Here is a 26,805-nt window from a genome sequence, read left to right on the forward strand (position 1 = left end):
TTCTTTTATCTACATTTTACCTAGCATATCTTTTACTATATTTACTTGCCTTACAGATAAACTTAACTGCTCTCCAATTCTTCTAGGATCCATACCTTGATGTATTAACTCCTTCACTTTTTGAAGCATATCAGAATCAGTTATTACATCCTCAACAGCATTGGAATCTTTTTGACTCACATCCTTTAAATGTTCTTCAATTTTATCATCAAGATTTAATTCTTTCATCTTATCCCAAACCATATATAAAAACCTCCCAAGAATGACTTTAATGTTAGTATATCTCGGAAGGTCTTTTTTATTCTTTAGCAAATTGTAATTCAATATTTTTATAATTCTTCGTCACTTTGATCTTCTGACAATCGTTTGATTAGAACATATCCTATTGCTCCTGGTATTCCAATTGAAATAGCAGAACTTAACAGTGTCCTTCCAGTTATTCCACTTAACACAAATGTATTTATAGCATGCACCACTCCCAATCCTATAAAAACATATATAGCTATTTTATTCCACAAAAACACACCTATAATAGTAATTACTGTCATTACACCTAAAATAGTTGTAATTGCCATAGATGTATTAGTAGTAGGGAACTGGCTTGCTAGTTCTGGTGTAAATGTTTGATTTAACTTATTTATTGGAAATGTAAATACACTAAATATTGCCCCTATAAAATATAACACTAAAATTCCTGTTATTAGACATCCTCTTTCTCTTGAACTTTCCATTTGTTGCACTCCTTACCTAAACCATTTTATAAACTAAATATTTTTTTTATATCTTCATACTTCTCATGAGTTAACAAAGCATCCTTATCTGTATCCTTTAGTTTCACTATATAAGTCCATCTTCCATAAGGATAAATCTTTGAAATCAATGAAAGATTTATTATATACGACTTATGACTTCTAAAAAATTGGCCTTTATCCAATTTTTCTTCAATTTCTGAAAGAGTTGCTGAAGTTATAAAATTATCAGATTTCGTATAGATAACTGTATTGTTCTCTTCTCTCTGTACAAGAACAATATCTTTAGAATCAATAAAACTAACCCCTTCCTTGCTCTTAATCATAAGTTTCTCTAAGCCTTTTTCATGCTTTATTATCTTATCAATTCCATAGCTTGGAGAAGGCTCATTTAGATTCTTGATTCTATCCAAGGTCTGATTAAGCCTTTCAATCTTAAAAGGCTTAATTAAGTAATCAAAAGCATATACCTGAAAGGCATCAGACATATATTGAGAATGTGCTGTGGCAAATATGATAATAGTTTTAGGATTAATATCCGATATCTTCTTAGCAAGTTCAATTCCGTTACAATCAGGCATCTCTACATCTAGAAAAACTATTTCTGGTCTCTTCTCTTGAAAAATACTAATGGCAAGTTCTCCGTCCCCAGCTTCGCCTATAATTTCAAAACCTTGAACTTTTTCCACTACTTTTCTTATTACTAATCTCATTCCTTTTTCATCATCTACTACTAGCACCTTCATAATTGATCTGCACCTTTCTATATATGGATGTACCACTCCAATGTTAAAACTATTTTCTAAACTACTCTGAGTTACTAGAGGAGTTCTTGAAAATATGAATTCAAAAATGAAGTGGTACACCTATAAATATTAAACTCTTCTAAATCCTCTTCTACTTCTCTTACAAACAGGCTTATTTATTATTTCAGAAAGTATTATAGCCTGCTTTAACTTAGACGGAGTTATTTCCTCGGAAATTCCTTCCATTAGACCTTTTTCTCCTCCAGTCGGCTCCATATCGACTTCATTAGATCTTACAATCTCACCATATGAATCCCTTTCGATAATACTGCTTTCTGTATTAGTATTATTGTTTATATCCTGCGAATACCTTTCATCAGCGGTATAATCTTGACTCATCCCAGTTGTTACCATGTTCTTATATTTCTTGAAAGAGCTACTTATACCTCTAAACTCTTCGCTATCACTTATATTGTCCATAATATCAGATATAATATCTTTTAAATCCAAACCAATCACTCCTTTATGGACTTAATAGAAAATAATAATTTAATTATTGATTTTCCTTATTACTCTTTATCTCTTTTTTCTTTTGGCCTGAATCAGATATTGATGATCTCATTCTTGTATCTGCTATCAAGTTTTGCATATCATAATAATCCATTATACCTAACTTACCTTCTCTAAGTGCTTGAGCCATTGCTCTTGGAACTTCTGATTCAGCTTCAACTACTGTAGCTCTCATTTCTTGTTCTTTTGCTACAGCCATTGCTCTTCTTTCTTCTGCTTTAGCTTGAGCGATATTCTTATCAGCTTCTGCTTGAAGAGTTTGAAGATGTGCACCTATATTTCTTCCTACATCTACATCCGCAATATCTATTGAAAGTATTTCAAAAGCAGTTCCTGCATCTAGTCCTTTATTTAAAACAGTTTGAGAAATAGCATCTGGATTTTCAAGAACTAGTTTATGACTTTCTGAAGAACCTACATTAGTTACTATACCTTCACCTACTCTGGCAAGAATTGTAGCCTCACCAGCACCACCAACAAGTCTTTCTAAATTAGTTCTAACAGTAACTCTAGCTTTAACTAATAATTCTATACCATCCTTAGCAACAGCAGAAACATTTGGTGTTTCTATAACCTTAGGATTAACACTCATCTTAACAGCTTCTAATACATCTCTACCTGCAAGATCTATTGCTGCAGCTTTCTCAAAGTGAAGATCGATATCAGCTCTATGTGCAGCTATAAGTGCATCTACAACCTTATCTACATTTCCTCCAGCAAGATAGTGTGCTTCTAATTGGTTTACGTTTATAGTAAGGCCTGCCTTAGTAGCCTTAATAAGAGGCAAAACTATTCTGCTTGGTACAACTCTTCTAAGTCTCATACCTACTAAATTAAATACACTAACCCTTACATTTGCAGCTAGTGATGATACCCATAGTCCTAATGGAACGAAAGTAAAAAAGGTTCCAACTACAAAAACAATAATTACAATACTAATAATCATTCTAATGGCAAAAGCGTCTCCCATGATAATCCTCCCTAATATAAATTATTTTATTTTTCTAACAACTAATCTTGAACCTTGAACTTTAAATATTTCAACCTTAGTATCTTTCGATATATATTCTCCATCTGCAACTACATCAAATTTTACTCCATCAAAATCAGCTGCGCCTGCAGGTCTTAAATCTGTTATAGCTAAGCCAGTTTTGTAAAGCAAATAATCTAAATCATTAGAGCTTATATATCCTTTATTTTTATGCTGTTCTTCAGTTAATATCAGCGGTTTGAATAACTTCCCTTTTGTAAATGAGTTCAGTACCACAGCTAATAGTATTCCTAGTAATGCCACTATTCCAACAATCATTATAAGAGCTTCAACGAAAGACCTCACTGTAATAAATACTGCTATTATAAGACATATAGAACCAGCTATACCTGGAAGTCCAAAGCCTGGAACAACCATTTCAATTCCTACAAGTATAAAACCTATGATTAAAAGAATAATAGTTAATGCTGAAAATGCTGAAAATAAATCCATTTACTTTCCTCCCTTCATCATCCTTTAATCATATTATACAAACTTTATCAGAATCCTATAATAGGAAGTCTATATAATATACATTTTTACTCCTAAAATGTCTTTTTGTATTGTTATCTTATCTAAATACTTTTTTCTTCTACCTTAGGAATAGTAAAATAAAATACTGTCCTATCATTATTTGATTCTACCTTTATCTCTCCCTTACAGCTATCTAATATTTCTTTTACTATAAACAGACCCATCCCATTACCTTCACTGCCTTTGGTAGTAAATCCTTCACTAAATATAGAAGATAGCGTATCTTCTGATATCTTAGGTCCATTATTCATTACTGTAAACTTATAATTATTAACCGTCTCAGTAAGTTCTATAAAAAGAAACCTACTACTATCCTTTAGTTGAAGAGCATATATGGAGTTATCAACTAGGTTTCCTAACACCCTACATATCTCCCATGCCTTTATAGGAAGTCTTTTAAGCTCAGTCTTCACTTCTATCTCCACAGCTATATCTTTTTGTTCAGCCATTTGAAGCTTCGCTTGAAGCAAGGCGTTTATAGCTGGTTCTGAAGTCTTAAGCGCCTTACTGAGCTTTATGATATCTTTATATACCGGCTCCATATAGTTTTTAGCTTCTTCAAACTCTCCTAATTCCATGAGCCCGTATATTATTTGTATATGGTTTAAATAATCATGCCTTTGTTCCCTAAGAGTTCTATTCAATTGTTCCAGGTTTCTCATAGACTCAACCAGGCCACGCTCTCCTCTTCTAAACAGTATTGAATAAAAGCTAAATACTGATACTAAACTGTTCATAGCTATTATGAGAGCTATTATGTAGATCTTAGTAGTACTATTTTCTATTATGTCACTCCCTTTATTAAATATAAGGAGAAAAATCATAAGCATAACTTGTATGACATTCATTAAAGCTGAGATTAACAATGTCTTCCCTAGGCTAAATCTAAACTTATTTAACTTCATTATAGATATACTCAACCCTTCTGTATAAAATCTTGCTAATGATATCATACCACACCTTCCATTATAAACCAATTTATAGTTTGCTACCTTTTAATTAACTATATTTATGTGTAAATAGAATTGCTCATACGAATCCTTGAATATATCTTTTTAAATAAGTTAACATCTTTTTAAATATAAATTATGTAAAATAAAATATGAATAAAATATATTGTATGTGTTATAATCTTAGAGGATTATATGAAATAATATAACTATATTTCATTATATCAGCAGATAAATAATTAATTGTGACTTCACGGTTACATAAGGAGTGGAAATATGAGTAGTAAATTTTATTTACATAAAATAGCAAACAAAAAGATATCAGCTGGCCGTCCTTGGATATACATAGATGAAATAAATGAATACGATGGCGATTATGAAAACGGCGATATAGTTGAAGTTTATAACGATAAAAGTGAATTTATAGGAAAAGGCTATATAAATGATAGAAGTAAGATCACTATAAGACTGATGACTAAGGATATAAATGAAGAAATAGATATAAACTTCTTCAGAAAAAGACTAAATACCGCATGGAGTTACAGAGAAAAAGTTATAGATACTTCTAGCTGTAGATTTGTGTTTGGCGAAGCAGACTTTCTTCCTGGTCTTACTATAGACAAGTTTGAAGATTACTACGTAATTCAGATATCTACTTTAGGTATGGATAAATATAGAGACCTAATAGTTAAAGTTCTTACTGAAGATTTTGGTGCTAAAGGAATCTATGAAAGAAGCGATATAGGTACTAGAGAAATCGAAGGATTGGAACAAAAGAAAGGTTTCTTGACTGAGCCTTTTGACACTATGGTTCAAATTACTGAAAATGGAGTAAAGTATTTAGTTGATTTAGAGAACGGACAAAAGACTGGTTTCTTCTTAGATCAAAAAGAAAACAGAAAAGCAATTCATAGAATATGCAAGGATGCAGAAGTACTAGATTGCTTTACTCATACAGGTTCATTTGCACTAAATGCAGGAGTTGCAGGTGCTAAGTCAGTTCTAGGAATAGATGTATCTCAGCATGCAGTTGATTTTGCAACAAAGAATTCTGCACTTAATGGCCTTTCTGACGTAGTTAAGTTTGAATGTCATAATGCCTTTGATATACTTCCAAAATGGGCTAAAGAAGACAGAAAGTTTGATGTTGTTATCCTTGACCCACCTGCATTTACTAAGTCAAAGAACACAGTTACAGGTGCAAAAAGAGGTTATAAAGAAATCAACCTTAGAGGCTTAAAGATGGTAAGAGAAGGCGGATTCCTAGTAACTTGTTCCTGCTCACACTATATGAGTGAAGAACTTTTAAAGAAAACCATTGAAGAAGCTGCTAGAGATGCAAGAAGACAGTTAAGACAAGTAGAATTTAGAACTCAATCTGCAGACCATCCTATACTATGGAGCTCAGATGAAAGCTACTACTTAAAGTTCTTTATATTCCAAGTAATTTAAGTGTTACTATAAAAATATAGCTTTCAAAGCTTCTTAATAATTAAGAGAGCCTTGAAAGCTTACTTTTTGTTTTATAGTTACACTCTACACCCTTCCTTAATATGTCTAGTTACATCTTAAAGCTTATATATTTCCCAGACATCAAAAAAGAGCTTCACCAATTAATGAAAGCTCTATGATTATCAACTTATTATATTGTAATTGCACCATTCTTATATTCTGGCACTATAGAAAATAAATCCTTCTTTGCACAGTATTGAATATCAGCTTCTAGCTCTAGTGACTTCAACACTTCATAATGTCTAGCATTCTTAATATAGTCCAATACATTATTATTGTTTTCATAGATATATCTTGCTGTAAAAGCCACATCAGTAAGAGAACCATCTCCCTCTTCAGTAAGGCACTTTATCATATAGCCTGAACATATAAAATCATCTATAGAAAATCTCCCCATGGTTCCAGCATTAACAAAAACAACATCTTTATTGTCCTGTTTTAGCTTCTCTGCTACAGCCTTAGCATTTAACATACAACCTATATATATGTTATCAGCAATAAGACAGTTATTTATGGCTTTAGTTCCGTTTGTAGTTGACAGTATTACAGTTCTATTTTCTACCTCGTCCCTAGTATATTCTAAAGGAGAGTTAGACATATTAAACCCCTCTATTTTAATAGCTCTTCTTTCACCACCTAAGATAACACCCTCTTTAAGGCTTTCAGCTATCTTAAATGACTGCTCAACAGTTAGAACCGGTATTACCTTCTTAGCTCCATTAGCTAAGGCAGTGGTAATTACAGAGGTTGCTCTAAGCATATCAATAACTACAACAGTTTTATTTTCTATAAGTTCTGGTCTTATATCATCAGCAGAAACAATAATGTCTATATTCATTAAGCTCTTCTCTCCTTCCAGATAAAGAAAGCTATTATAAATATTGAGGCTTCTTTGAAGTTTCTTATATCATATCCAGTATCTTTATATATTTTATCTAATCTATATATAAGAGTATTTCTATGTATATATAACTTTTTAGCTGCCTCACTAATATTAAGGCCACAATTTGCAAATTCCTCTATGGTACTTATAATTTCAGAGTCAAACTTAGAAAACTTATCTTTAAATTTAATAAACAACTCTTCCTTCATGTTGTCATTTATATTATAGATTACCTTTTCTAAAATAAGTTTATCTGAATCATGTACTGTTTCCTTCAAATCATATTTCTTACTAAGAGTTATATACAATGCTGCATCATTAAATGCATTTTTTATATCATCAGCTCCACCAGTAAAGGAGCTATAACTGATATAGCACTTTGTATATATATCCGAAAGAATAGAGTCCTTCATACTATTTGCATGCTCTAATTCATCCTCAAAATTACCTAAAATAACTATGTGATCTTTATAAATCATACTTATTATATTTTCATCATCATAGGATTCTTTTATTACATTAAGAGCATCATATCTATTTTTACTTAAAGATATAAGAAACAGTGTACATTTATTGGATAGAAAGGGCAATGCATTATATAAAGCTTCTGAAGAAACACCCTTTCCTTCCAACATATTAATAACAAGTTGTTCTCTCATAGAGAATATTTCTCTATATTTAGTTTCTATTGAGTATTTTAGTAGGGGAATGCACATTTCAAAGCTTTTGCTGATTGCAAGCTTAGCTTTTTGAGCTCCAAGCCAAAGCTCTTTTTCTAATAGCAGTGCTCCATCAACTGATATTATTGAATTGAATAATATCGTATTATCATCTAATGATACTTTAAACTCCACACCACTATTTTCACTCAACCTAGCAAGATAGTCTTTGAAATTGTACATATTTTAGCCCTCCTATAAAATTGTTAATTCTGTTTCCTTATCAAATACGTGTATTTTATCAACTTCTATTGCAAATTTACCTCTATCACCAGTTTGAAGTCTAGTACTTCCATTTACTCTTATTGTCATGTTGTTTCCGTCTTTTGACACGTAAATGTAACTTTCAGCTCCCATTAATTCTGTAACTTCTACTTTAGCTTCTATAACTGAATTTTGATTTCTAGCTATAAAGTCTGGATCATCATCAATATGTTCTGGTCTTATACCCATTATAACATCTTTTCCCACATAATTGTTCTTTTTTAACACTGATGATTGCTCAGCATTAAGAACTATCTTCTCTGTTCCTACAGTAAGAACTATCTTTCCTTGCTCTTCTGAAACCTTAGCATCTAAGAAGTTCATTTGTGGAGATCCGATGAATCCTGCAACAAATATGTTTGCTGGGTGATCATACACTTCTTGAGGACTTGCAACTTGTTGAACTAATCCATCTCTCATAACAACTATTCTTGTACCCATAGTCATGGCTTCTGTTTGGTCATGAGTAACATATACGAATGTAGTTTGAAGTCTCTTGTGTAACTTAGATATTTCAGTTCTCATTTGAACTCTTAGTTTAGCATCTAAGTTTGAAAGAGGTTCGTCCATTAAGAATACTTTAGGTTCTCTAACTATTGCTCTACCTAATGCAACTCTTTGTCTTTGTCCACCTGAAAGTGCTTTTGGTTTTCTATCTAATAAATGCTCTATGTCAAGGCTCTTAGCAGCTTCTCTTACTTTCTTATCTATTTCAGCTTTATCTACTTTTCTTAATTTTAGTCCGAAGGCCATATTATCATATACAGTCATATGTGGATACAATGCATAGCTTTGGAAAACCATTGCTATATCTCTGTCTTTTGGTGCAACATCATTGACGATTTTATCTCCGATCCAAAGTTCTCCGTCTGATATTTCCTCAAGACCTGCTATCATTCTTAAAGTGGTTGATTTACCGCAACCTGATGGTCCTACAAATACTATAAATTCCTTATCTTCAATCTCAAGATTAAAATCTTTTACTGCAGTGACATCCCCTTGATATACTTTGTATATATGTTTCAATGATAAATTTGCCATTTGTACTCCTCCTTGCATTTTATACTCTAATTGTAAGCGTTTAATCACACTTATTCCATACGAGGAAATTACAAAATTAATTTTAGCTATTTGTAGTAAAGTACAAACCCTGGCAATAATAATTCCTATTCATAGTATTATCTATTTCATTCAATATCTCCCACTTCTTAAGACTCCACATTGGTCCGATTAACGAAGCTCTTGGTGCATCCCCTGTTAGCCTATGAATAACCATATCTTCAGGAAGCATAGTAATTGATTTGCATATAATATCTACATATTGTTCCTTCGAAAGGAACTTCAGCTTATCTTGTTCATATAATCTTACTAACGGAGTTTCTTTAAGCAAGTGCAGCAAATGAAACTTCACTCCATTTACGCCGCTATGAGCAATATAGTTAACAGTTTTAAACATATCTCCCTCTGTTTCGCCTGGCAGTCCAAATATACAGTGTACAACTATATCAATTGATCTTTGTTTCAATCTTTCAACAGCTTGTTCAAACACATCAAGCTTATACCCTCTGTTTATCACCTTTGCTGTATCATCACTAACAGTTTGAAGTCCAAGTTCTACCCAAAGATATACCTTTTTACTTATTTCCTCTAATAGATCTAGAACTTGTTCATCTAAACAATCTGGTCTAGTGGCAATAGCTATACCTACAACATCCTCTTGTTTCAATGCTTCTTCGTACTTTTCCCTAAGGACATCAATTGTCGCATAAGTATTTGTATATGCTTGAAAATAAGCTATGTACTTGCCATCTTTCCACTTTTTTTGCATCATATTCTTTATATCATTAAATTGAGATGTTATAGAGAAGTTCCTGTCTCCTGCAAAATCTCCTGATCCTCTTTCACTACAAAACAAACAACCGCCCTTACTTATAGTCCCATCTCTATTAGGACATGTAAAACCAGCATCTAAAGATATCTTAAATACTTTTTCTCCAAATCTTTCTCTTAGAAAGTAGTTTAAACTATGGTAAGGCTTATTTCCCCACATCTTCTTTTGTTCCATATAATCAACCTTTCATAAAAACATAAATAATTTATATCTTATTATATTCTACCCTTTATAAGGCTTATACTTCAATTGTTTATTTATGCCTACAACAAGGTTATAGCTTCTAACCCAAGTACAAATCAATTTCTATTAGAACAATCCACCATATATACCTAAATTAAATCACTAAGTTATGCATGCTAAAAGCAATATATAGTTTTCAAACATGCATAACTTAAACTTTTATATTTTTTACCTATGTAAATAAACAAAAGTAATGTTACAGAAAAACTTCTACACCTTATCTACCTTTAATTCTTTAAAATCAAGTTTATACATACCCAATACATCCTGTCTTACATCGTTTCTACCACTTACAGCTTTTACTTCAAAAAACATTTCTGTTTTAGTAAATTTTGAAAATATAAGCTCATATTTATCTGTAGGGAATATCTTATCAAACTCAGCTTCAAGCATACTTCCACTAGCAACACTATAAGCCTTCAATCTATTAGCTACTTTATTCTCCAAATACTGGACTGCCATATAATTCTCATCTTGAGAAAACATAATCTTTTGGACTATCCCATTATCATATATATCAACAGCCTTGACCTTTTTAGCTAATGGCTTTTTATCAGAATCCTGCTGCTGTTTTTGATCTTGGCCTTCACCACCACCGCTGCCTCCACCTTGTGACGATGCTGTTGGCATTGCATCTTCTACTTCTAATATACCAACAAACGCTCTGTTTTCATCTTTTGTGGATATACCCATCCTTTGACCTGATATAGTAAAATTAATAGCAGTAAATTCTTTTGCTGGTATATCCTTTTTTAATATGTTAGCTTCGTTTGTTTTTGGGTACATATCCTTAGGTAAATCTTTTATAGAAATAACTAACTTAGCTTTTGGCTCATCCTTTGCTTTTAACTTAATACTATCTCCTTCAGCAAAGGCTTCTACAAGAGTTTCAGCTTTGACTTCATCTATTTCATATACATCACCTTGCTGCTTAGATACCTTAATCGAAAAAGTATCTATATCTGCTCTTGCAACTCCTTGTTTTAATCTATTTACTTTAGCTTTTATAATTGCACTTTTACCCGATTGATTTATCTCACTTACCGAAAAATCTACCACAGATAAATCTGTATCTTGAAGTTCCTGTGTTTTATTGGCAAGCTTTGAACTGCATAACTTTCTAGCATTTTCATAGTCGTTTCTCGAAAGATACTTCATATAATTTTCTGCGACCCTTATAGCTTGCTTTTCATTAACTAGGCTATCCGAACTAGATCCACTTGAAGAAGTATTACTTTTTTTGCATCCAACAAATATGGTTGCTATAACTAATATACATACTACAAACAACCTTCTTTTCTTCATAACTTCCCACTCCTTATTATTTATAGATGAACCACTTCTAATTAAATTTATTTTTTTAAATTCTCCCCTCAGAACCCGGAGGAGTTTTTAACATAGTTTTGGATTGAAGTATTTCATCTTTATCTAGAGATGTAACACATCTAACTAAACCAATGTTTAGTAATATCTTAAATTAAGCCTTTGAATATTCTTGAGATCAATATAAATATAACTGTCTATAGTTTATTGATCTATATACATAGCTATATAAAATAGCTTTTCCATTTAAGTAAAAACTATTATATAAATATTCTTCTAACTTTTATGAATAAAAAGTGGACAATCTCTATATATTTATTATGAATAATATACATGGAGGGATATCGTGAGAAAGGAAGCCTTAAAGGTTTTTCAGGTAGCTGCAGTATTTATAGGCACAATCGTAGGAGCTGGACTAGCTTCTGGAAAAGAGATAACACAATTTTTTACATCTTACGGATATAAAAGTTTCATAGGCATTATTTTTTGTGGGCTGTTTTACATAGCTATGTGTTCAATAATGGCTAAAATTAGCATTAAATTTGGGCTAAATTCATATGGAGAAGTTATAAATGTAGTAAGCCCTAATTTTTTAGGAAAAATAACAGGTGTCATAACTACACTTTATCTAATCTCTTCTGCCTCTATAATTTTGGCAGGTAGTGGAGCCTTACTACATCAATTTTTTGGCATACCAAAAATTTTAGGTACTTTAATAATGGCTACAGCTGCTTTATTAGCTTTGACTAGGGAAACCTCCGGGCTAATAGAAGTAAACTCTTTTATAGTACCTTCATTAATATTAGTTATATCAACTATACTAATTCTATATCTAGTGTTCTATAAAGATGTAGTTACTATACCTCACCTTAAAAGTCTTGGTGCTCAAAAAAGCAACTGGTGGTTATCAACTATACTTTACTCTGGCTATAATATATTGTGCTGCTCAGGCGTCCTCGTGCCTCTAAGCACAGAAATGAAAAAGCCCAAAACCGTGATACTAGGAATTTCCTTAGGTGCAATAGGCTTAACTCTATTATGTATGGCTATAAACCTTATGCTAATGCTAAATCAACCATATATATATCAGTACGAAATACCATTACTATATATAACTAATAGATTCGGTAGAGCACTACAGATAGTCCTCTTAGTTATAATATGGTTAGAGATGTTTTCTACTGAAGTATCTGACGTATTTTCAATTTCAAAAACTATAGATAAAGTTCTTAAAATCAAATACGACACTGCTATATTCCTTGTTATTGGACTAGCTATATTAGTTTCTCAAGTAGGCTTCACTAACTTAATATCCACTTTATATCCTATGTTTGGTGTATTAAGTCTAATATTTATAAGCCAATGTATTTATTTTTATGTTCGAAAAATGAGATAATCTTCAGCTTACAAAACCAGTGGATCTTAACAATTCACTGGTTTTCTTTTACCCTTAATTATGATTTAAGTTCAAAAATCCTTCTATATCTTTATCCTCAGATAAATTCAAACAAGCCTCTTTAAGGAATGATAAAAATTATTATTTATGATATTATTTAGACGTAATCCTTTAATAATATTGTTGAAATTAAATGGTTATGCAGGAGATGCTCTATGAGCGAGCTATTAGAATTAAATGATTTTTTCAGATGGAATGGCGTAAAAACTGTACTGTTCGAACGTAGTGAGTTTATAGTTTTAGCTAAAGATGAAACACTTCAATCATTAAACTATTTTCAAAACTCTGCTGGATTCTGAGCAGAGAATTTGAAAATATAAAATAGTTATGAAGTGGTGCATCGGTGGAATATGAAAAAATCATATTAATTCTTTGCGTAAGCTCATTAAGGATGAACAACCTAATCAAAAAAATATAAATTCAATTATAGAGTTGTTCATCTAAAGAGCATCGAATGAATGACCATTTAATTTCAACACTGAGCTTTAATTACATTTGTAATTTATAAGTTGTTATTTGATTATTAAATTAAAACATTTATCAGAGGTGTTTATTTTGAGTTATTTAGATATGCTAAAAAATTGTGAACTTTGTAATAGAAGGTGTAAAGTAGATAGATTAAATAGAAGTACGGGCTTTTGTAAGGCAACTGATAAAATTAAGATTGCTAGAGCAGCATTACATCTTTGGGAAGAGCCATGTGTATCCGGAGAAGAAGGATCAGGCACAGTGTTTTTTTCTCACTGTAATCTTAGCTGTGTATTCTGTCAAAATCATGAAATAAGTCAAGAACATAACGGTAAAGAAATAAATACGAAAAGACTAAGCGAAATATTTTTAGAACTTCAAGAGAAAAATGCTAATAATATCAACTTAGTAACGCCAACTCACTATGTCCCTCAAATAATTGAAGCTTTGAATATAGCAAAAGGTAAAGGCTTAACAATTCCAATCCTTTATAATACAAATGGATACGATACTGTGGATACAATAAAAGCATTAGATGGATATATTGATGTATATTTGCCCGATTACAAATACTTTAATGAAAAATATGCATTAAAATATTCTACAGTAAAAGGGTATGTGGAGAACATTAATTCATTGATTGGTGAAATGCTTAAGCAGGTTGGTACTCCTAAATTTGATGAAAGAGGAATCATTTCTAAAGGTGTGATAGTTCGTCATCTTATGTTGCCTGGACTATTATTTGATAGTAAAAAAGTAATTGATGACATATATAGAACCTTCGGAGATTCCGTATATATAAGTATTATGAATCAATATACCCCAATGCATAAAGCACCTAATTACCCTGAAATAGATAAAGTGCTTAATCCAAAGCATTATGATTCACTTATTGATTATGCCTTATCTATTGGAATTAAAAACGGATTTATTCAAGACTCTGGAACTAACAGTAAAAGTTTTATCCCTTCCTTCAAAAATGAGGGTGTTTAACTTTATTCATTAAACAAAAACAATTTAAAGTATTAACTCAATTGGAAGCATATCATATATGAGTCCAGTTAAAGATCTTCTACTTCAATATGGAAATACAAACTTTATTATGAAGTGGCACATCCATATAGGGTTCCAACTTCAACTATTAAGTTATGCATGCCTAAAATTCATAGGTGCACGATTTTCGAACATGCATAACTTAAGTTTTCGCAATGGAACCCTATAGGTTAAGACTCTTTCTATATATTAATATATTTTTCTTCTTTTATAGATACGTTTATTCTTTTTAGTATTGCTACAATTATCAGACATATCATACAAATGAACGATATAATTCTAAATAAAAGGAAAATACTAATATGTTCTAAAAGAATTCCCCCTCCTATATTACCTATAAAATTACCAATACCACATGCAGCTGCAAAGAAAGTCATTACAGAGGACTTCATTCTCGCTGGAGTAATCTTATTCATATACTGATACGATGATATCAAGAATAAAGGATAGGTAATAGACTGCATACCTTGAATAATTATAACAGAAGTATAGGAAGTACTTAACGAATCTAAAAAGTAACGAAGCACATAAAATACCAGTCCAATCATAAGTAAATTTAGCTCTCCAAACTTGTTTAATAGCTTATTTCCTAAAAACAAAGTAGGTAACTCACTTATTGCAAGAACAAACCATAATATCCCTAGCTTAGATACATCTCCTCCAGTTTTTTGTATCAACACCGTTATGTAACTTCCGTTAATACCAAAAGATATATTCACTATTATTACTGAAATCATAAAAACTGAAAATCTATTATCCTTCATAAGATTCTTAATAGAGCTAATATCCATCTTACTATGATGAGACTTACTTTTAAAATCAATACTCCAAACTATTATGGCCCCTAAAAGCATAGTAATGGAAAATAAAATAAACGAACTATTAATGCTTGTATATTTTACTGCCTGTGCAATAGTTAATGCCGCAACCGCATATCCAAAAGAACCCATAAGTCTTACTTTTCCATATTGGATATCTTTGTTATGATCTATGATCTCATAGCTATAAGCATCAGATAATGGATTAACCGAGCTTTGAAACATTAATAAAAAGATCATACTCATTAAAATTGAATAAAATCCATTAACAAAAACAAATAGATATATAATTAAAGAACTAAAAACCATAGTTATCAAAATAGAAGTTCTTTTATCCAAATACTTATCAGTAATCACACCCCAAATAGGTTGAGTTATAACTCCTGTTATTGAATAAACAGCCATAGCAATCCCTATTTGAGTATAACTAAATCCTTTGCTTTGAAAATAGTATGTCAAAAAAGGATAAAAACATGCCATTGCTGCAAATTGGAATACGTAAAGAAACTTAAGTTTAATACTAAGCATATTAGATTTTTTCATATAACCAGCCACCCCTTTGTTAGTATTCCATATAAACGACCTCTGAATAAATGGATGCTATAAACTTTACCTTTTTATATAAGCTCAAAATTCGATATGAAAGGCCTATATATACTACTGATCTGTCTTTGACATTTCCAAGTTACATTATATAACACTTATACATAAGTACAATGGAAATAATAATAAATTGTATTAATACAGTGCAAAATATGACCCCTGCTCGTAAGTGCTTAATTTTGAGAAAAAATGCACATAAAATAAGAGAGTGCCTATCAGACCTCTCTTATTTTAATTATAACTTTTATACTACTCTACTTCTTCAAACATTATATTTGCTTTGAATAAATCTCCATCTATTTCTATATTAAAACTTCCATTTTGTAGTTCTACTAAACTTTTTGCTATAGCTAGTCCCAGACCAGATCCTTCTGTATTTCTTGCCTGGTCTCCTCTTTTAAATCTTTCTAATATCTCTTCAGGATTAATATCCAATTCATAGGCTGAAATATTTTTCATTGATATCTTTATCTTACCATTCTCATTATTTACGGTTATATAAACTCTAGTTCCACGTAAAGAATACTTAAGAATATTGTTTATTAGATTTTCAAAAACTCTCCAAAGCTTTTTCCCATCAGCCATTATATACAACTTAACTTCTGGATAGTTTATTCTAAAATCAAGTCTTGCTTCGCTTATTTTCTCTTCAAACTCCGCTAAAGTCTGCTTGAGAAGAGATGTTACTTCAACTTTCTCCATATTGACCTCTAAGGATCCACTAGCAGCCTTCGATGCCTCAAATAAATCTTCAATCAATATCTTAAGTCTTTGAGACTTTCTATCAAGAATATCAATATATTTTTTCATATCTTCTGGAGACCCATTATTTCTCTTCAACAGATCTACGTAGTTTATTATAGATGTAAGCGGAGTCTTCAAATCATGTGAAACATTAGTTATAAGTTCAGTCTTTAGTCTTTCACTCTTAATCTCACTTTCAATAGAACTCTTAAGACCTGCTTTCATATTATTTATATTATTCGCAAGCTTAGACAGATTTCCTTGACCTCCTATATCAATGGTATAATTTAGATCTCCATTCGTTATCTTTTCAGTTCCTGCTATAATCCTATCTAACACAATAAGTTTCTTAAATATATAAATTGAAATAAATGCAGCAAAAGCTAATATTATAAATAAAGAAATAAAACTAATCAATAAATGGTGTTCTATATAAATTCCTGTAAACATCGATAACGGTAGTAGAATAAATATAGTTATACATATCACTACAATAGCTTTAAAGAATATGCTTCTCATATATGTGAACTCTCTACCATATACAACCACCTTCTGCCATAATCCATATACCTTCCAGGATAAAGCCTTCTTCACCATCTCTTGTCTTGCTTGCTTATAAAATATAGGCACTATAAACTTTATCAATATAATTAATGTAAGTGCAATCCCTACTATAGCTTCTATTTCTACTAATGAAATTTCTTGCAGTCTCCTGTATGGATAATATTGCTGGTAGCTAATCAAAATTGATATATTTAAAGCAATTATAGCTATAGCCCCAATAACTCTGATTTCAATTGGCAACCTTTTAAACCCTATTACATTTTCCTTTATAAGCTTTCTACGATATATAAGCATACTTAACGAAATTATAAAAATTACAAGTGCTACTACAGATACTATTGCTTCATTAATAATCCTTACTTTTAAATTATAGAAATCTCTATATGCAAAATATATTGCATCACCTTCAGAAGGTCTTTCTGGAACTGACATATAAATCGTTAAGTTTGAATTCCTAACTGTATTAACTAATGAGTAAAACCATCCCTCTCCACTATTACTACCTCTAATATCTACATTGCAATCGTATATATCATTATATTGATTTGAATCTTTGTTGCCATACACTTTTAAGTAAAACCCTGTACTGTCTTTAAAACTAGCCTTTATATTATTAGAGTCATATTTTATATTAGCTTTAGTTGTACCATCATCACCGTTAATTAATACATATTTAATATTTTTAAAACCGTCTACTCTTTTTCTTAAGTCTTTAAATGTTTGCAATTTTTCATCTATGATATCTTTTTTAAAGTTATCTGAATTATTTATCTTTAAATTATAGTCTTCTTTTAAATTTTGTAGACCTTTATTTAGTTCTTCTTTCATTTTATCCGCTTCATTAAAAGCATTCTTTTCATTTGCTTCACTGATTTTATTGTTATATTCGTGAATTAATTTATTCGATTCATCTTGTGATTTATTTACTAATTCTTGTCTTTTAGCTTCAATATCGTCTGAAGATAAATTTTTAGCATATTCCTCACTTTTAATGTACTCTTCACTCTTATATTTCTTTGTTAAATCAACAACATCAGAATTAAAGTTCCTTATTATCTTCATGAAGCTTTCAGTCTTATAAAACCCATCTTTTTCAAGAACCTCTTTATTAGTTATAACATTAACAGAAACAATAAGTACTGTCGCCAACGAAAGCATGGCCACTATTAATAAAACTTCTCTTAATACCCTATTTTTGTTTTTCAATCTTATACCCAACTCCCCATACCACCTTTAAATATTTAGGGTCCTTAGGGTTAATCTCAATCTTCTCTCTTATTCTCCTAATATGGACCGCTACTGTGTTATCAGCATTATAACTGAACTCGTTCCATACATTTTCGTATATTTCATCTATTGAAAATACCCTACCTGGACTTGATATTAAAAGATTTAATATCTTATATTCTCGTGACGTTAACTTGATGTCCTCTCCGTCTACTGACACAGTTTTATTTAATCTATTAAGAAGTAAACCTCCCGTACCTATTTCATCTTTATCTAAAGCTTCGTAATTCCCTAGTTTTAAATACCTTCTAAGCTGAGATCTTACTCTAGCTATGAGCTCTAAAGGATTAAAAGGTTTTGTCATATAGTCATCAGCTCCCATATTAAGCCCCATTATCTTATCAACATCTTCAGACTTAGCTGATAAGATTATAATTGGTATATTCTTGTCCTTCCGTATATTAAAGGTCGCCTTTAAGCCGTCCAATTTAGGCATCATAACATCCATCACTATTAGATGAATATCATTTTTCATCAAAATATCTAAAGCTTCTATTCCATCATAGGCTTTAAGGACATTTAATCCTTCATTACTTAAATATATCTCCATAGCATCAGTTATTTCTTTTTCATCATCAACTACTAAAATATTATACTTGTCCAAGTCCTTTATCCCCCTATTAATACATTTATACAATATTATACCATCAAATCCCCCCTTATATCCTCTACTTAATATTACTCCCTAAATCTTACAAATTACTTATCATATTTCTTAAATTTTTCTTACAAAATGAAAAAACACCAATAATTTTGCTTATTATCGGTGTTTCATCCTTATTACATCTTATACTTAGCTAACTCTTTTTTAAATATGTCTATTATACCTTCAATCTTTCTAATGCTATCTATAGTCTTGTCGATTTCTTTTTTATAATCTTCTATACTTGCACTTACAGTCTCTGATGCAGCTGCATTTTCTACTGCTATTGCAGCTAAAGAATCTATACTCTTAAACATTTCTTGGATAGAATCAGCTTCCCTATTAAGTGCTTCTATAGAACTATTTATAGCTTCTGAAACATCTTGTATTGAGCTCTTTGCTTCAAAACTTATATCTTTAACATCCTTAAGTGCCGAAGTTTCTTTTTCAAGAACTTTGTATTGGCTATCTATGTTATCAACTAATCCATTTATATCAGAAGCAAAAACATCTAGATTTTGATTGATTTCTTTAACTGCCCCCTTAGATTGCTCTGCTAGTTTTCTTATAGATTCAGCAACTACTGCAAAGCCTCTTCCTTGCTCTCCGGCTCTAGCTGCTTCTATTGAAGCGTTTAAAGCTAAAAGATTTGTTTGTTCTGATATTCCAGAAACTATTGATACTATACTAGTGATATCCGATGCTTTTTCCTGAAGCCTTCTTCCGCTTTCCTTTACTCCCATGAAGGATTGCAATGTATCATTTATATGAGTACTTGCTCTCTCTACATGTTCATAGCTATCTCCAATTTTTATAACCGCTTTATCTAATTCAGTCTTATTTCTGTTTTCACTGCTAACTAAAGAATTTATTTCCTCTATGTTCTTATTAATCTGAGTTAATAGATTCTCTGTATTTACATCCTGTTGAGTAGACATCTCTGCAACTTGTCCAGAAAATCCACTGATTTCTTCTGTTGTATATCTCATAGATTCTGTAATCTGGAACATGTCCTTTGAAAATACATTCATCTCATCCGTTACACTATTAAAGGATGTCAGATCTTGAGACCACATATTTTTAACATTAGTTATACTATTAAATATATCTTCAAATATATCATTTGATTGTAGTTGCAGATTACTATACTTTCTTTCTGCCATAGCATTAAGTTCATCTATTATCGCTTTCTTAGGTGCAAGCATCATATTGGTAAATAAAGCAGATAATATAGCTGCAACACCAGCTACTATAACACCATTAGTTACTCCAGACATTATAACACCTATTATTGCAGTAATTATGAAAGTAGGTATTGCAGATTTTATTCCTATATTTCTTACAAATCCAAAAGATAATAGTTTGTTTAACCTATACTTCTTTTTATTTAATATCTCATACTGAAAAGTTAATTTAAGAGATAATGAAGTTTCCGTCCTTGCTACCTCTTCTATAGATATTTGTTCTCCAAACTTTTTAGCACTACCATTTAATAATCCTTGAAAGTAATCAAACATACCTCTTGGAGAGTTGTATACAAATACAGCCTGATTCTTGCTTACAGGCTCTAACTGGAAAGCTGGAGGTTTAGCTCCAGAGAATTTTCTCATTATTACTGCATGTACATCATTCATTGCCTTTAAAAATGTATATAAGTTCAATTTTCTAAAGAAAGCTGGATAATCATTATAAAAAGTTTCTATATTATTTTCACCCAATATGTACCAAAGTTTACTTATATTCATCTGTTTAGCTTCAGCTATGTACTTTATTACATTACCTATAACTTTATCATCCACATTTTCAAGTGGTGTAAAAATCCTCCCACTATCCCATGTTACATTTGTCATAGCTCTATCTACAACTTCATTACCATAAAGTCTTCTACAGGTTTTAAGCCAAGTAGAAACTACCGTTCCCTTCATAGTGCTCCTCCTTCTAACTAATAACAGTTATTCATTAGCTACATTATACTATTATTATCGTTAAATAAACAGCCTTAATTAATAGTAATTCGTAGATATCCCCATCTTTATTCTACCTTTAGTATTTTTAGTTAGAAATATAAATAAAATTTAATTATTTTAACAAAAAAAAATGCAGACTATAAAACAGCCTGCACTTCTCTTTATATCTATAAAAATCCATCATACTTAAAATAAATCATCAAAATAATTTACACAAGGCACATCGTTGCCTCTATAAATATTTGATGTTGTTGGTGGGAAAAATACCCTTTCTATGCCTTTATCATTTCTTGTATATTCCGAATCTCTTAATTCAGCAATCTTCGTTACCCCAACATACACATCAGATACTTTATACCATGTAGCATAATCAACTACACCAGTCTGTGGAAGACTAAATACTTCTTGAAAAACCCTAACAGATCTCGCTGTATTTGCTCCATAATCTCCATCCACTGAAAGTTTAGGTATTAATGGATAGTTTACTGAAATTCTGTTTAAATAGGTTTGAATAGTTCTAACAGGCTCCCCTTTAGACCCTATTTTAAGATTATAACCTGGATATGAACTTGGTATACCTTTAACTTGTTCTGCTGTTACTAATTCAAGATCTGAACCATAAAAGTTAGTTAATATTTGGAATGGAGTTCTTCCTTGATCACCAAGGTACTTACTTCCCCACTGAGTTAACCAGCCTGGGCATTGAACATTCTTTCCATCACAATACTGAGTCAATAATGGTTGCCTTCTGCCTGGCCTTTTAATATAGGTTGCAAATATTTCATCAGCTATCCTCTCTATGTTATCAAATATGTTCCTTCCGTAACTAAATGCGTGGTCAAAGGCTGTAGAACTAGTTATATCAAAGTTCTTTCCTTTTCCTCTATACCATTCTGTATAAATCCTATTAAGAGTAAATGATATTATACAAAACAAGTTAGCTCTAATTGTATTGTCAGACCAGGTAGGAAAAATCTCGGAACTAGCCACATTCTTTATATAATCCTTAAATCTTACTGTATAGTTTGGTGCGGCAGTATCATTAGGTCCACCTTGATGAACTACTACAAACTCCGGAACTACAGGTTTAGGCAAAACCACTCCACTAGTTGGTGGTGGTAGTGGCTTTTCTGGATTTTCCGGAATCTTAGGCGGAAAGTTTCCTACAAGTTTATTAGGCTGTATTTGAATTACATCTTGCCCCTGTCTTGTATTTGATACTTGACTTAAATTGCACACCTGATATGCAACTCTATCAGGATATATCTGACACCCTCTAATAAATAAGGGTTCAAACCCTGCTCTTTCTATTCTTATATCTGCTAAGCTATAAGGAATTTGATTATTTGGAACCTGGGAATACTCCAACGGAGGCGTATCCAATTGAATAACTGGAGACAGTCCTGCTGAATCAGTACTTAACTGAGTAGTTTGAGCACTTGGAGAAGCAAACTCCCCTGTAGGAGTAATAGTTATCCGTGCATTATCTACAGGAATATAATTTTCTCCCTGAAAACATTGAATTTTCAAATTTCCCCTAAATGGCATTATATAGCTCCTTTTAAATTTTTCTTTACTATAATATGCTTCTAACAAAGGTTTTGTGAATGTCTCCTGTCGAAAACTAAGCTATATATATTTATCTAAAATATAACTATTCTTTAATCTTCGGTATTCTAATTATTAAGTTCCCTTTATTGAACTCTACAAATTCATCGTCTTCTCTATAATTATCATCATATAATAGGTTTTCATCTCTATTCTTACGATTTTCCTCTAATATATAGTTTTCTTCATTAAAAACTTGAATCTCAGCTTCTTCTTTCATATTAAAAACACTTCTTATATTATCAAATACGCCCTTCATATTTAGCATTCCATATCCCCATTGAGGGTTTGGATATACATCTCCCTCTCTCTTGTTAGCTCCCCTATACAAATACGTTTTTATATTTGCAGCATACATAGTAGGATCATTTTTTTCAACAACTCCCCATTGAAGAAGTAAAGCACAGCATCCAGCAGTAACTGCACCTGCCACACTTGCACCTGAGACGGTAACAGTCCCTCCTCCAACATCAGTAGTTAGTGCATTTATACCACCTGCAGCGATATCAGGTTTTATTCTATTATCTCTTGTATAACCTCTTCCAGATTCCCCTACTGTTGCATTATTATTTTGGTTATAATAAGCCACTGATATTATTCTTCTTGATGTAGACGGAATAGTAAGTGTAGTATATTGATTTCCACTCAAAAACTTTGTATCTGGTGCCAATAAATCTCTTTGTAGTAGATAGGCATCATATCTACCGTTAACTACAAGATCCCCAATAAGCCTAAACTGCCATATTCCTTCTCTTATGTCTCTTGCTCTGATTACAATTTTTTCATCTCCTGTAGTATTTTCTGGGATTGCATACTCAATATTCATCTTAGTTCTCTCATATACAAAGTTTATTTCACTAGTTTGCTTCAACTTAGGCGGTATTCTTTGTATAATCTCACCTGAAGGCGATACTATTGACAATGAAAATTTATCTGGTTTCCCAATCCAAATTTCAAACTGAATATTTCTTTGATCTCTTCCAATTCTCAATTCTATGATGCTGCTATCTCCATTTTTAGCTAATGTTCCAGTTGTATGGGTGTCTGCTTCACCTTGATTTCCAGTAGTCGTAACTACGATTATTCCTCTAACTTTAGCGACTTCGTCAATATATCTCTCTATAGAAGCATTTCCATCATGAGATCCTAAATTTGTGCCAAGTGGTAAGTATATTACCATAGGTCTTCTAAGACTTATTGCCAGGTTATACAAGTACTTTACAGCTAGCAGTACATCAACATTCCCATATCTACCTGGAGCCTGACCATATGCAAAAAAATAATCTAAATAGCCTTGTGGAGCTTCTCTAACCTTTACCACAGCTAATGTAGCTCCAGGTGCTGCTCCTATAACTGCAGGATCCTTTCCTCTAGCCGCTGCAAGTCCAGCCATATGAGTACCATGTCCTATTTCATCTCTAGACGGAACAATTGCATAAGGATCGCTTCCAGCTCTTTTTGCCTTTATTGCGCTATTTATTTCTTGTTCTGTGTATTCAGTGCCGTATGGGAATCCTATTGGCACCTCATTAGGAGTTTGTACAGTTTGATCCCATATCCTTACGATTCTTGTAGTATCATCTTCTTTTATAAATTCATCATTTAGATAATCTATTCCACTGTCAATAATGCCAACAATTACTCCCTGACCATTTAGTGGAAGATATACATTATTATGAAATAGAGTTGCATCCGCAGCTTCAACTGGCGATATTGCAGATAAAGTAAAGATTCTTCCTGGATCTATATTTATTACCTCTGGCACATTTGCAGCAATATCGCTTATTTTGTTTATTGGTGCTACTAATACTGCATTAAATTCATCTAGAACTAATACATCTGCATCACCATATCTATTGATGGCATTCCTTATATCGCCTTGATATTCTATAGCAAAATACCTATAGTTGGGATTTAAAAATAAATTGTCGTCTGTTCCAACTCCAGAATTATCTATGCCTGTAGAACTAATACCTGGTTGTGTACTCTGCGACTGATTACCTTCCTGACCCATTCCAGGTGTAACTTGCAACCCTCCTGGTTGATTATTAGTTTTAGTACCTTGCCCTGTTCCTTGTTGAGTCCCCACTTGATTGATTCCACCTGTTTGGCTTTGCAAATCATTTCCCTGAACATTTTGTCCTATTGCCCCTTGTTGATTTGTGGTTTGAGGATTGCCCAATGCCCCAGTCATTCCTGTTATATTTTGTTGTATCGTTTGAGTGCTACCTAGCTGATTAGCTGAAGTTTGATCTCCTTGTAAGGTATACGGTTGATTATTTTGATTTATTAGATAGGGTTGAGTGGGCTGAGACCCTACTGTCCCTGTAGTAGTCTGTAGATTGTTTGGGTTCACACTCTCCTGGGTATTTCCTTGTCTATTTTCATCCTCTCTCATGTAACCTCTCCCTTCGTGCGATGCTCTTAGTAAAGTCAATGCATCATACGCACATATAGTGCCATATCCCCAACTAGGATTAGGATAAGCAACATCTGTTCTTTCCCTCTCAGCTGCTCTCATAATATAATATTTTAGTCTATCCCCAAACAGGAAAGGATCATTACCACTTACAACTCCCCATTGAAGTAATAATGCACATATACCTGCTACATGCGGTGCCGCCATAGATGTTCCTGTCTTAGAATCAAACCTTCCACCTTCCACTGGAGCTAATATCCCTTCCCCAGGTGCAGAGATATCAGGTTTATTAAATGAAACATTAAGAAGTCTTCCTCTCCCTGAAAAAGGAGATAAGTTGTTAGTTTTATAATCATAACTTCCTACTGATATAGCAGCCTCCACAGTAGCTGGTATACCTAGTGTATTAAACACATTAGGTTGCAGAAACCTGGTGTTTGGATTCAATGCCTCAGTTATTGGTAACCATATATCATAAAGTCCTCTATACTGATTTAAAGTTTTTAAAGTTATAGTCCACTCACCTGCGGTTAAAGTTTCTCCTACAGGGACAAGACTTATTGTTATTTCCCCTGCAATATCAAAAGGTCTTGGTCCTGTATTATATATAAGACACCTATTACCATCAACCGTTGTCTCCTTATATCCTTCACTTAAAATTATTTCACCAGTTCTTATACCTGATGGAGTGGTTAAAACAAGTGATAAATTACTAAGCAGTGGCTTATATAGCTGCAAGGTAAGCGTTGGTTCTCCCTCTGAAACTGAAAGAGATATATTTATTTGTTCTCTAAGCTCCCCACCAACATGATGAGCTGCTTCTCCTTCATTTCCTGCTGCTATAACTATAGCTATTCTTTCTAAAGTACAGACTGTCTGTATATACTGTTCAAACAAACTAGTTCCATTATGTGCCCCATCATTTGTACTTAAACTAATATTTATAACTAGAGGTTTTTTCAATTCAGCTGCACGATCAATTAAGAACCTTATTCCTCTCATTATTTGAGTACTTAAAGCATAGTTGGCAAATCCATATCGAGTTGTCTTTACCATTGCTATAGAACTCTCATATGCTACACCATAGTATTGCCTATTTATATTCCCTCCAGCACAGGCAATACCAGCAACATGAGTACCATGGCCTATTGGATCTGTGACATCAACTACAGATAGTGGGTTATTTGAACTCAATGCTTGATTTATAATATTTCTATCATATACTTTTCCTTGCGCTGTAAGATCATATATATAATCTATTCTAGTAGTACCATCCTGATTTCTAAATGCTGGATGGGTATAATCTATTCCCGTATCAATAAATCCTACCAACACCCCTGCTCCAGTCACATTATATTCACTATATACTTGCGGAACACACGCTGCTCTATTACTATTCAAATCCGAGGTAAATAAAACCTTTGGCAATTCTGCGTATTGAACACCTTCTAATTCAGAAATTCTATTGATATCCACAGCTTTAATCGTCACTATGCCAAACCCAAATCCTAGGTTTTCAAGCTTTCCCCCGACTTTATCCACAGATTGCACAACTTTATCCACATTATCCCCAAATAATATGACAACCTCTATACTACCTTGGTTTATCTTTTCATTCTCCGATATCTTTGATAGTTTTCCTATTAATTCATTTGGTACATTAGCTAATAGATTAAGTGTTGCATCCACTTTACCGCTATCTATAGTAAATTCCTCCTAAAAATATCTCCATATACTAAGTTATTCAAAAAATAAAAGAGT

General features: G+C 32.1%; 22 protein-coding genes. 4 read left to right on the forward strand and 18 right to left on the reverse strand.

Going from position 1 to position 26,805, the window contains the following annotated elements; genetic code table 11:
* Positions 1 to 9 precede the first annotated feature (9 nt).
* The 7 genes from JHL18_RS13930 to JHL18_RS13960 all read right to left on the reverse strand — a co-directional run bounded on the left by JHL18_RS13930 (position 10) and on the right by JHL18_RS13960 (position 4,582).
* Complete coding sequence (locus JHL18_RS13930) at positions 10 to 243, reverse strand: hypothetical protein (protein ID WP_200270176.1); 234 nt, start codon at positions 241 to 243, stop codon at positions 10 to 12.
* A gap of 86 nt (positions 244 to 329) precedes the next feature.
* A complete protein-coding gene (locus JHL18_RS13935) occupies positions 330 to 731 on the reverse strand; it encodes a hypothetical protein (RefSeq protein WP_200270178.1) in 402 nt (133 codons plus the stop codon).
* Between the two features lie 26 nt (positions 732 to 757).
* Positions 758 to 1,495, reverse strand: a complete 738-nt coding sequence (locus tag JHL18_RS13940; protein WP_200270180.1) for a LytR/AlgR family response regulator transcription factor — start codon at positions 1,493 to 1,495, stop codon at positions 758 to 760.
* A 129-nt stretch (positions 1,496 to 1,624) separates the two neighbouring features.
* Positions 1,625 to 2,005 (reverse strand): hypothetical protein, encoded by a 381-nt coding sequence (locus JHL18_RS13945; protein ID WP_200270182.1) that lies wholly within the window; start codon positions 2,003 to 2,005, stop codon positions 1,625 to 1,627.
* 43 nt (positions 2,006 to 2,048) lie between these two features.
* Entirely contained in the window at positions 2,049 to 3,011 is a 963-nt protein-coding gene (gene floA, locus JHL18_RS13950; RefSeq protein ID WP_200270291.1) for a flotillin-like protein FloA, read from the reverse strand.
* Positions 3,012 to 3,056: 45 nt separating this feature from the next.
* Positions 3,057 to 3,548, reverse strand: coding sequence for an NfeD family protein (locus tag JHL18_RS13955; protein ID WP_200270184.1), 492 nt, complete (start codon positions 3,546 to 3,548; stop codon positions 3,057 to 3,059).
* Between the two features lie 122 nt (positions 3,549 to 3,670).
* The gene (locus tag JHL18_RS13960) at positions 3,671 to 4,582 is read right to left on the reverse strand and encodes a sensor histidine kinase (protein WP_243277883.1); all 912 of its coding nucleotides are present in this window, start codon (positions 4,580 to 4,582) and stop codon (positions 3,671 to 3,673) included.
* Between the two features lie 273 nt (positions 4,583 to 4,855).
* On the opposite strand from JHL18_RS13960, the gene JHL18_RS13965 reads away from it, so the two are divergent.
* Positions 4,856 to 6,031, forward strand: a complete 1,176-nt coding sequence (locus JHL18_RS13965) for a class I SAM-dependent rRNA methyltransferase (RefSeq protein WP_200270186.1) — start codon at positions 4,856 to 4,858, stop codon at positions 6,029 to 6,031.
* Positions 6,032 to 6,221: 190 nt separating this feature from the next.
* Here the strand turns inward: JHL18_RS13965 and JHL18_RS13970 are convergent, their stop codons facing one another.
* From JHL18_RS13970 to JHL18_RS13990, 5 genes are all read right to left on the reverse strand, one after another.
* Positions 6,222 to 6,929, reverse strand: a complete 708-nt coding sequence (locus JHL18_RS13970) for a 2-phosphosulfolactate phosphatase family protein (protein WP_200270188.1) — start codon at positions 6,927 to 6,929, stop codon at positions 6,222 to 6,224.
* Positions 6,929 to 7,876: a PucR family transcriptional regulator gene (locus tag JHL18_RS13975; protein ID WP_200270190.1), complete on the reverse strand. Its 948-nt coding sequence runs from the start codon at positions 7,874 to 7,876 to the stop codon at positions 6,929 to 6,931. The genes JHL18_RS13970 and JHL18_RS13975 overlap by 1 nt, the downstream gene beginning before the upstream one ends.
* Before the next feature lie 12 nt (positions 7,877 to 7,888).
* A complete protein-coding gene (locus tag JHL18_RS13980) occupies positions 7,889 to 8,998 on the reverse strand; it encodes an ABC transporter ATP-binding protein (protein ID WP_200270192.1) in 1,110 nt (369 codons plus the stop codon).
* Between the two features lie 82 nt (positions 8,999 to 9,080).
* Positions 9,081 to 10,022: a tRNA modification radical SAM protein MnmL/YtqA gene (mnmL, locus tag JHL18_RS13985; protein WP_200270194.1), complete on the reverse strand. Its 942-nt coding sequence runs from the start codon at positions 10,020 to 10,022 to the stop codon at positions 9,081 to 9,083.
* A 279-nt stretch (positions 10,023 to 10,301) separates the two neighbouring features.
* On the reverse strand, positions 10,302 to 11,396 hold the full coding sequence (locus JHL18_RS13990; RefSeq protein ID WP_200270196.1) for a hypothetical protein: 1,095 nt from the start codon (positions 11,394 to 11,396) through the stop codon (positions 10,302 to 10,304).
* Between the two features lie 364 nt (positions 11,397 to 11,760).
* On the opposite strand from JHL18_RS13990, the gene JHL18_RS13995 reads away from it, so the two are divergent.
* The 3 genes from JHL18_RS13995 (at position 11,761) to JHL18_RS14005 (ending at position 14,331) form a co-directional block, all read left to right on the forward strand.
* On the forward strand, positions 11,761 to 12,810 hold the full coding sequence (locus JHL18_RS13995) for a transporter (RefSeq protein WP_200270198.1): 1,050 nt from the start codon (positions 11,761 to 11,763) through the stop codon (positions 12,808 to 12,810).
* A gap of 215 nt (positions 12,811 to 13,025) precedes the next feature.
* On the forward strand, positions 13,026 to 13,169 hold the full coding sequence (locus JHL18_RS14000; protein WP_200270200.1) for a hypothetical protein: 144 nt from the start codon (positions 13,026 to 13,028) through the stop codon (positions 13,167 to 13,169).
* Positions 13,170 to 13,425: 256 nt separating this feature from the next.
* A complete protein-coding gene (locus tag JHL18_RS14005) occupies positions 13,426 to 14,331 on the forward strand; it encodes a radical SAM protein (RefSeq protein WP_200270202.1) in 906 nt (301 codons plus the stop codon).
* Between the two features lie 242 nt (positions 14,332 to 14,573).
* Here JHL18_RS14005 and JHL18_RS14010 read toward each other — a convergent pair whose 3' ends face one another.
* The 6 genes from JHL18_RS14010 to JHL18_RS26480 all read right to left on the reverse strand — a co-directional run bounded on the left by JHL18_RS14010 (position 14,574) and on the right by JHL18_RS26480 (position 26,733).
* Positions 14,574 to 15,752, reverse strand: coding sequence for an MFS transporter (locus JHL18_RS14010; RefSeq protein WP_200270204.1), 1,179 nt, complete (start codon positions 15,750 to 15,752; stop codon positions 14,574 to 14,576).
* A 309-nt stretch (positions 15,753 to 16,061) separates the two neighbouring features.
* Entirely contained in the window at positions 16,062 to 18,338 is a 2,277-nt protein-coding gene (locus JHL18_RS14015) for a sensor histidine kinase (RefSeq protein WP_200270206.1), read from the reverse strand.
* On the reverse strand, positions 18,310 to 19,011 hold the full coding sequence (locus JHL18_RS14020) for a response regulator transcription factor (RefSeq protein ID WP_200270208.1): 702 nt from the start codon (positions 19,009 to 19,011) through the stop codon (positions 18,310 to 18,312). Before JHL18_RS14020 ends, JHL18_RS14015 begins: the two co-directional genes overlap by 29 nt.
* 176 nt (positions 19,012 to 19,187) lie before the next feature.
* Positions 19,188 to 20,975: a heme NO-binding domain-containing protein gene (locus JHL18_RS14025; protein ID WP_200270210.1), complete on the reverse strand. Its 1,788-nt coding sequence runs from the start codon at positions 20,973 to 20,975 to the stop codon at positions 19,188 to 19,190.
* Positions 20,976 to 21,203: 228 nt separating this feature from the next.
* Positions 21,204 to 22,565, reverse strand: coding sequence for a peptidoglycan-binding domain-containing protein (locus JHL18_RS14030; RefSeq protein WP_200270212.1), 1,362 nt, complete (start codon positions 22,563 to 22,565; stop codon positions 21,204 to 21,206).
* 106 nt (positions 22,566 to 22,671) lie between these two features.
* The gene (locus JHL18_RS26480; protein ID WP_200270214.1) at positions 22,672 to 26,733 is read right to left on the reverse strand and encodes a S8 family serine peptidase; all 4,062 of its coding nucleotides are present in this window, start codon (positions 26,731 to 26,733) and stop codon (positions 22,672 to 22,674) included.
* Between the last annotated feature and the right edge of the window lie 72 nt (positions 26,734 to 26,805).

This window comes from Clostridium yunnanense, from assembly GCF_016595795.1.
Lineage (GTDB): Bacteria > Bacillota > Clostridia > Clostridiales > Clostridiaceae > Clostridium_AR > Clostridium_AR yunnanense.

Excerpts from the sequence above, each read along its gene's own strand:
- JHL18_RS13955 (WP_200270184.1), bottom strand. The coding sequence starts at position 3,548 with ATGGATTTATTTTCAGCATTTTCAGCATTAACTATTATTCTTTTAATC.
- JHL18_RS14000 (WP_200270200.1), top strand. The coding sequence starts at position 13,026 with ATGAGCGAGCTATTAGAATTAAATGATTTTTTCAGATGGAATGGCGTA.
- JHL18_RS13960 (WP_243277883.1), bottom strand. The coding sequence starts at position 4,582 with ATGATATCATTAGCAAGATTTTATACAGAAGGGTTGAGTATATCTATA.
- mnmL (WP_200270194.1), bottom strand. The coding sequence starts at position 10,022 with ATGGAACAAAAGAAGATGTGGGGAAATAAGCCTTACCATAGTTTAAAC.
- JHL18_RS13980 (WP_200270192.1), bottom strand. The coding sequence starts at position 8,998 with ATGGCAAATTTATCATTGAAACATATATACAAAGTATATCAAGGGGAT.
- JHL18_RS13975 (WP_200270190.1), bottom strand. The coding sequence starts at position 7,876 with ATGTACAATTTCAAAGACTATCTTGCTAGGTTGAGTGAAAATAGTGGT.
- JHL18_RS13990 (WP_200270196.1), bottom strand. The coding sequence starts at position 11,396 with ATGAAGAAAAGAAGGTTGTTTGTAGTATGTATATTAGTTATAGCAACC.
- JHL18_RS13930 (WP_200270176.1), bottom strand. The coding sequence starts at position 243 with ATGGTTTGGGATAAGATGAAAGAATTAAATCTTGATGATAAAATTGAA.
- JHL18_RS13935 (WP_200270178.1), bottom strand. The coding sequence starts at position 731 with ATGGAAAGTTCAAGAGAAAGAGGATGTCTAATAACAGGAATTTTAGTG.
- JHL18_RS14010 (WP_200270204.1), bottom strand. The coding sequence starts at position 15,752 with ATGAAAAAATCTAATATGCTTAGTATTAAACTTAAGTTTCTTTACGTA.
- JHL18_RS13970 (WP_200270188.1), bottom strand. The coding sequence starts at position 6,929 with ATGAATATAGACATTATTGTTTCTGCTGATGATATAAGACCAGAACTT.
- JHL18_RS14025 (WP_200270210.1), bottom strand. The coding sequence starts at position 20,975 with ATGAAGGGAACGGTAGTTTCTACTTGGCTTAAAACCTGTAGAAGACTT.
- JHL18_RS13965 (WP_200270186.1), top strand. The coding sequence starts at position 4,856 with ATGAGTAGTAAATTTTATTTACATAAAATAGCAAACAAAAAGATATCA.
- floA (WP_200270291.1), bottom strand. The coding sequence starts at position 3,011 with ATGATTATTAGTATTGTAATTATTGTTTTTGTAGTTGGAACCTTTTTT.
- JHL18_RS13940 (WP_200270180.1), bottom strand. The coding sequence starts at position 1,495 with ATGAAGGTGCTAGTAGTAGATGATGAAAAAGGAATGAGATTAGTAATA.
- JHL18_RS14030 (WP_200270212.1), bottom strand. The coding sequence starts at position 22,565 with ATGCCATTTAGGGGAAATTTGAAAATTCAATGTTTTCAGGGAGAAAAT.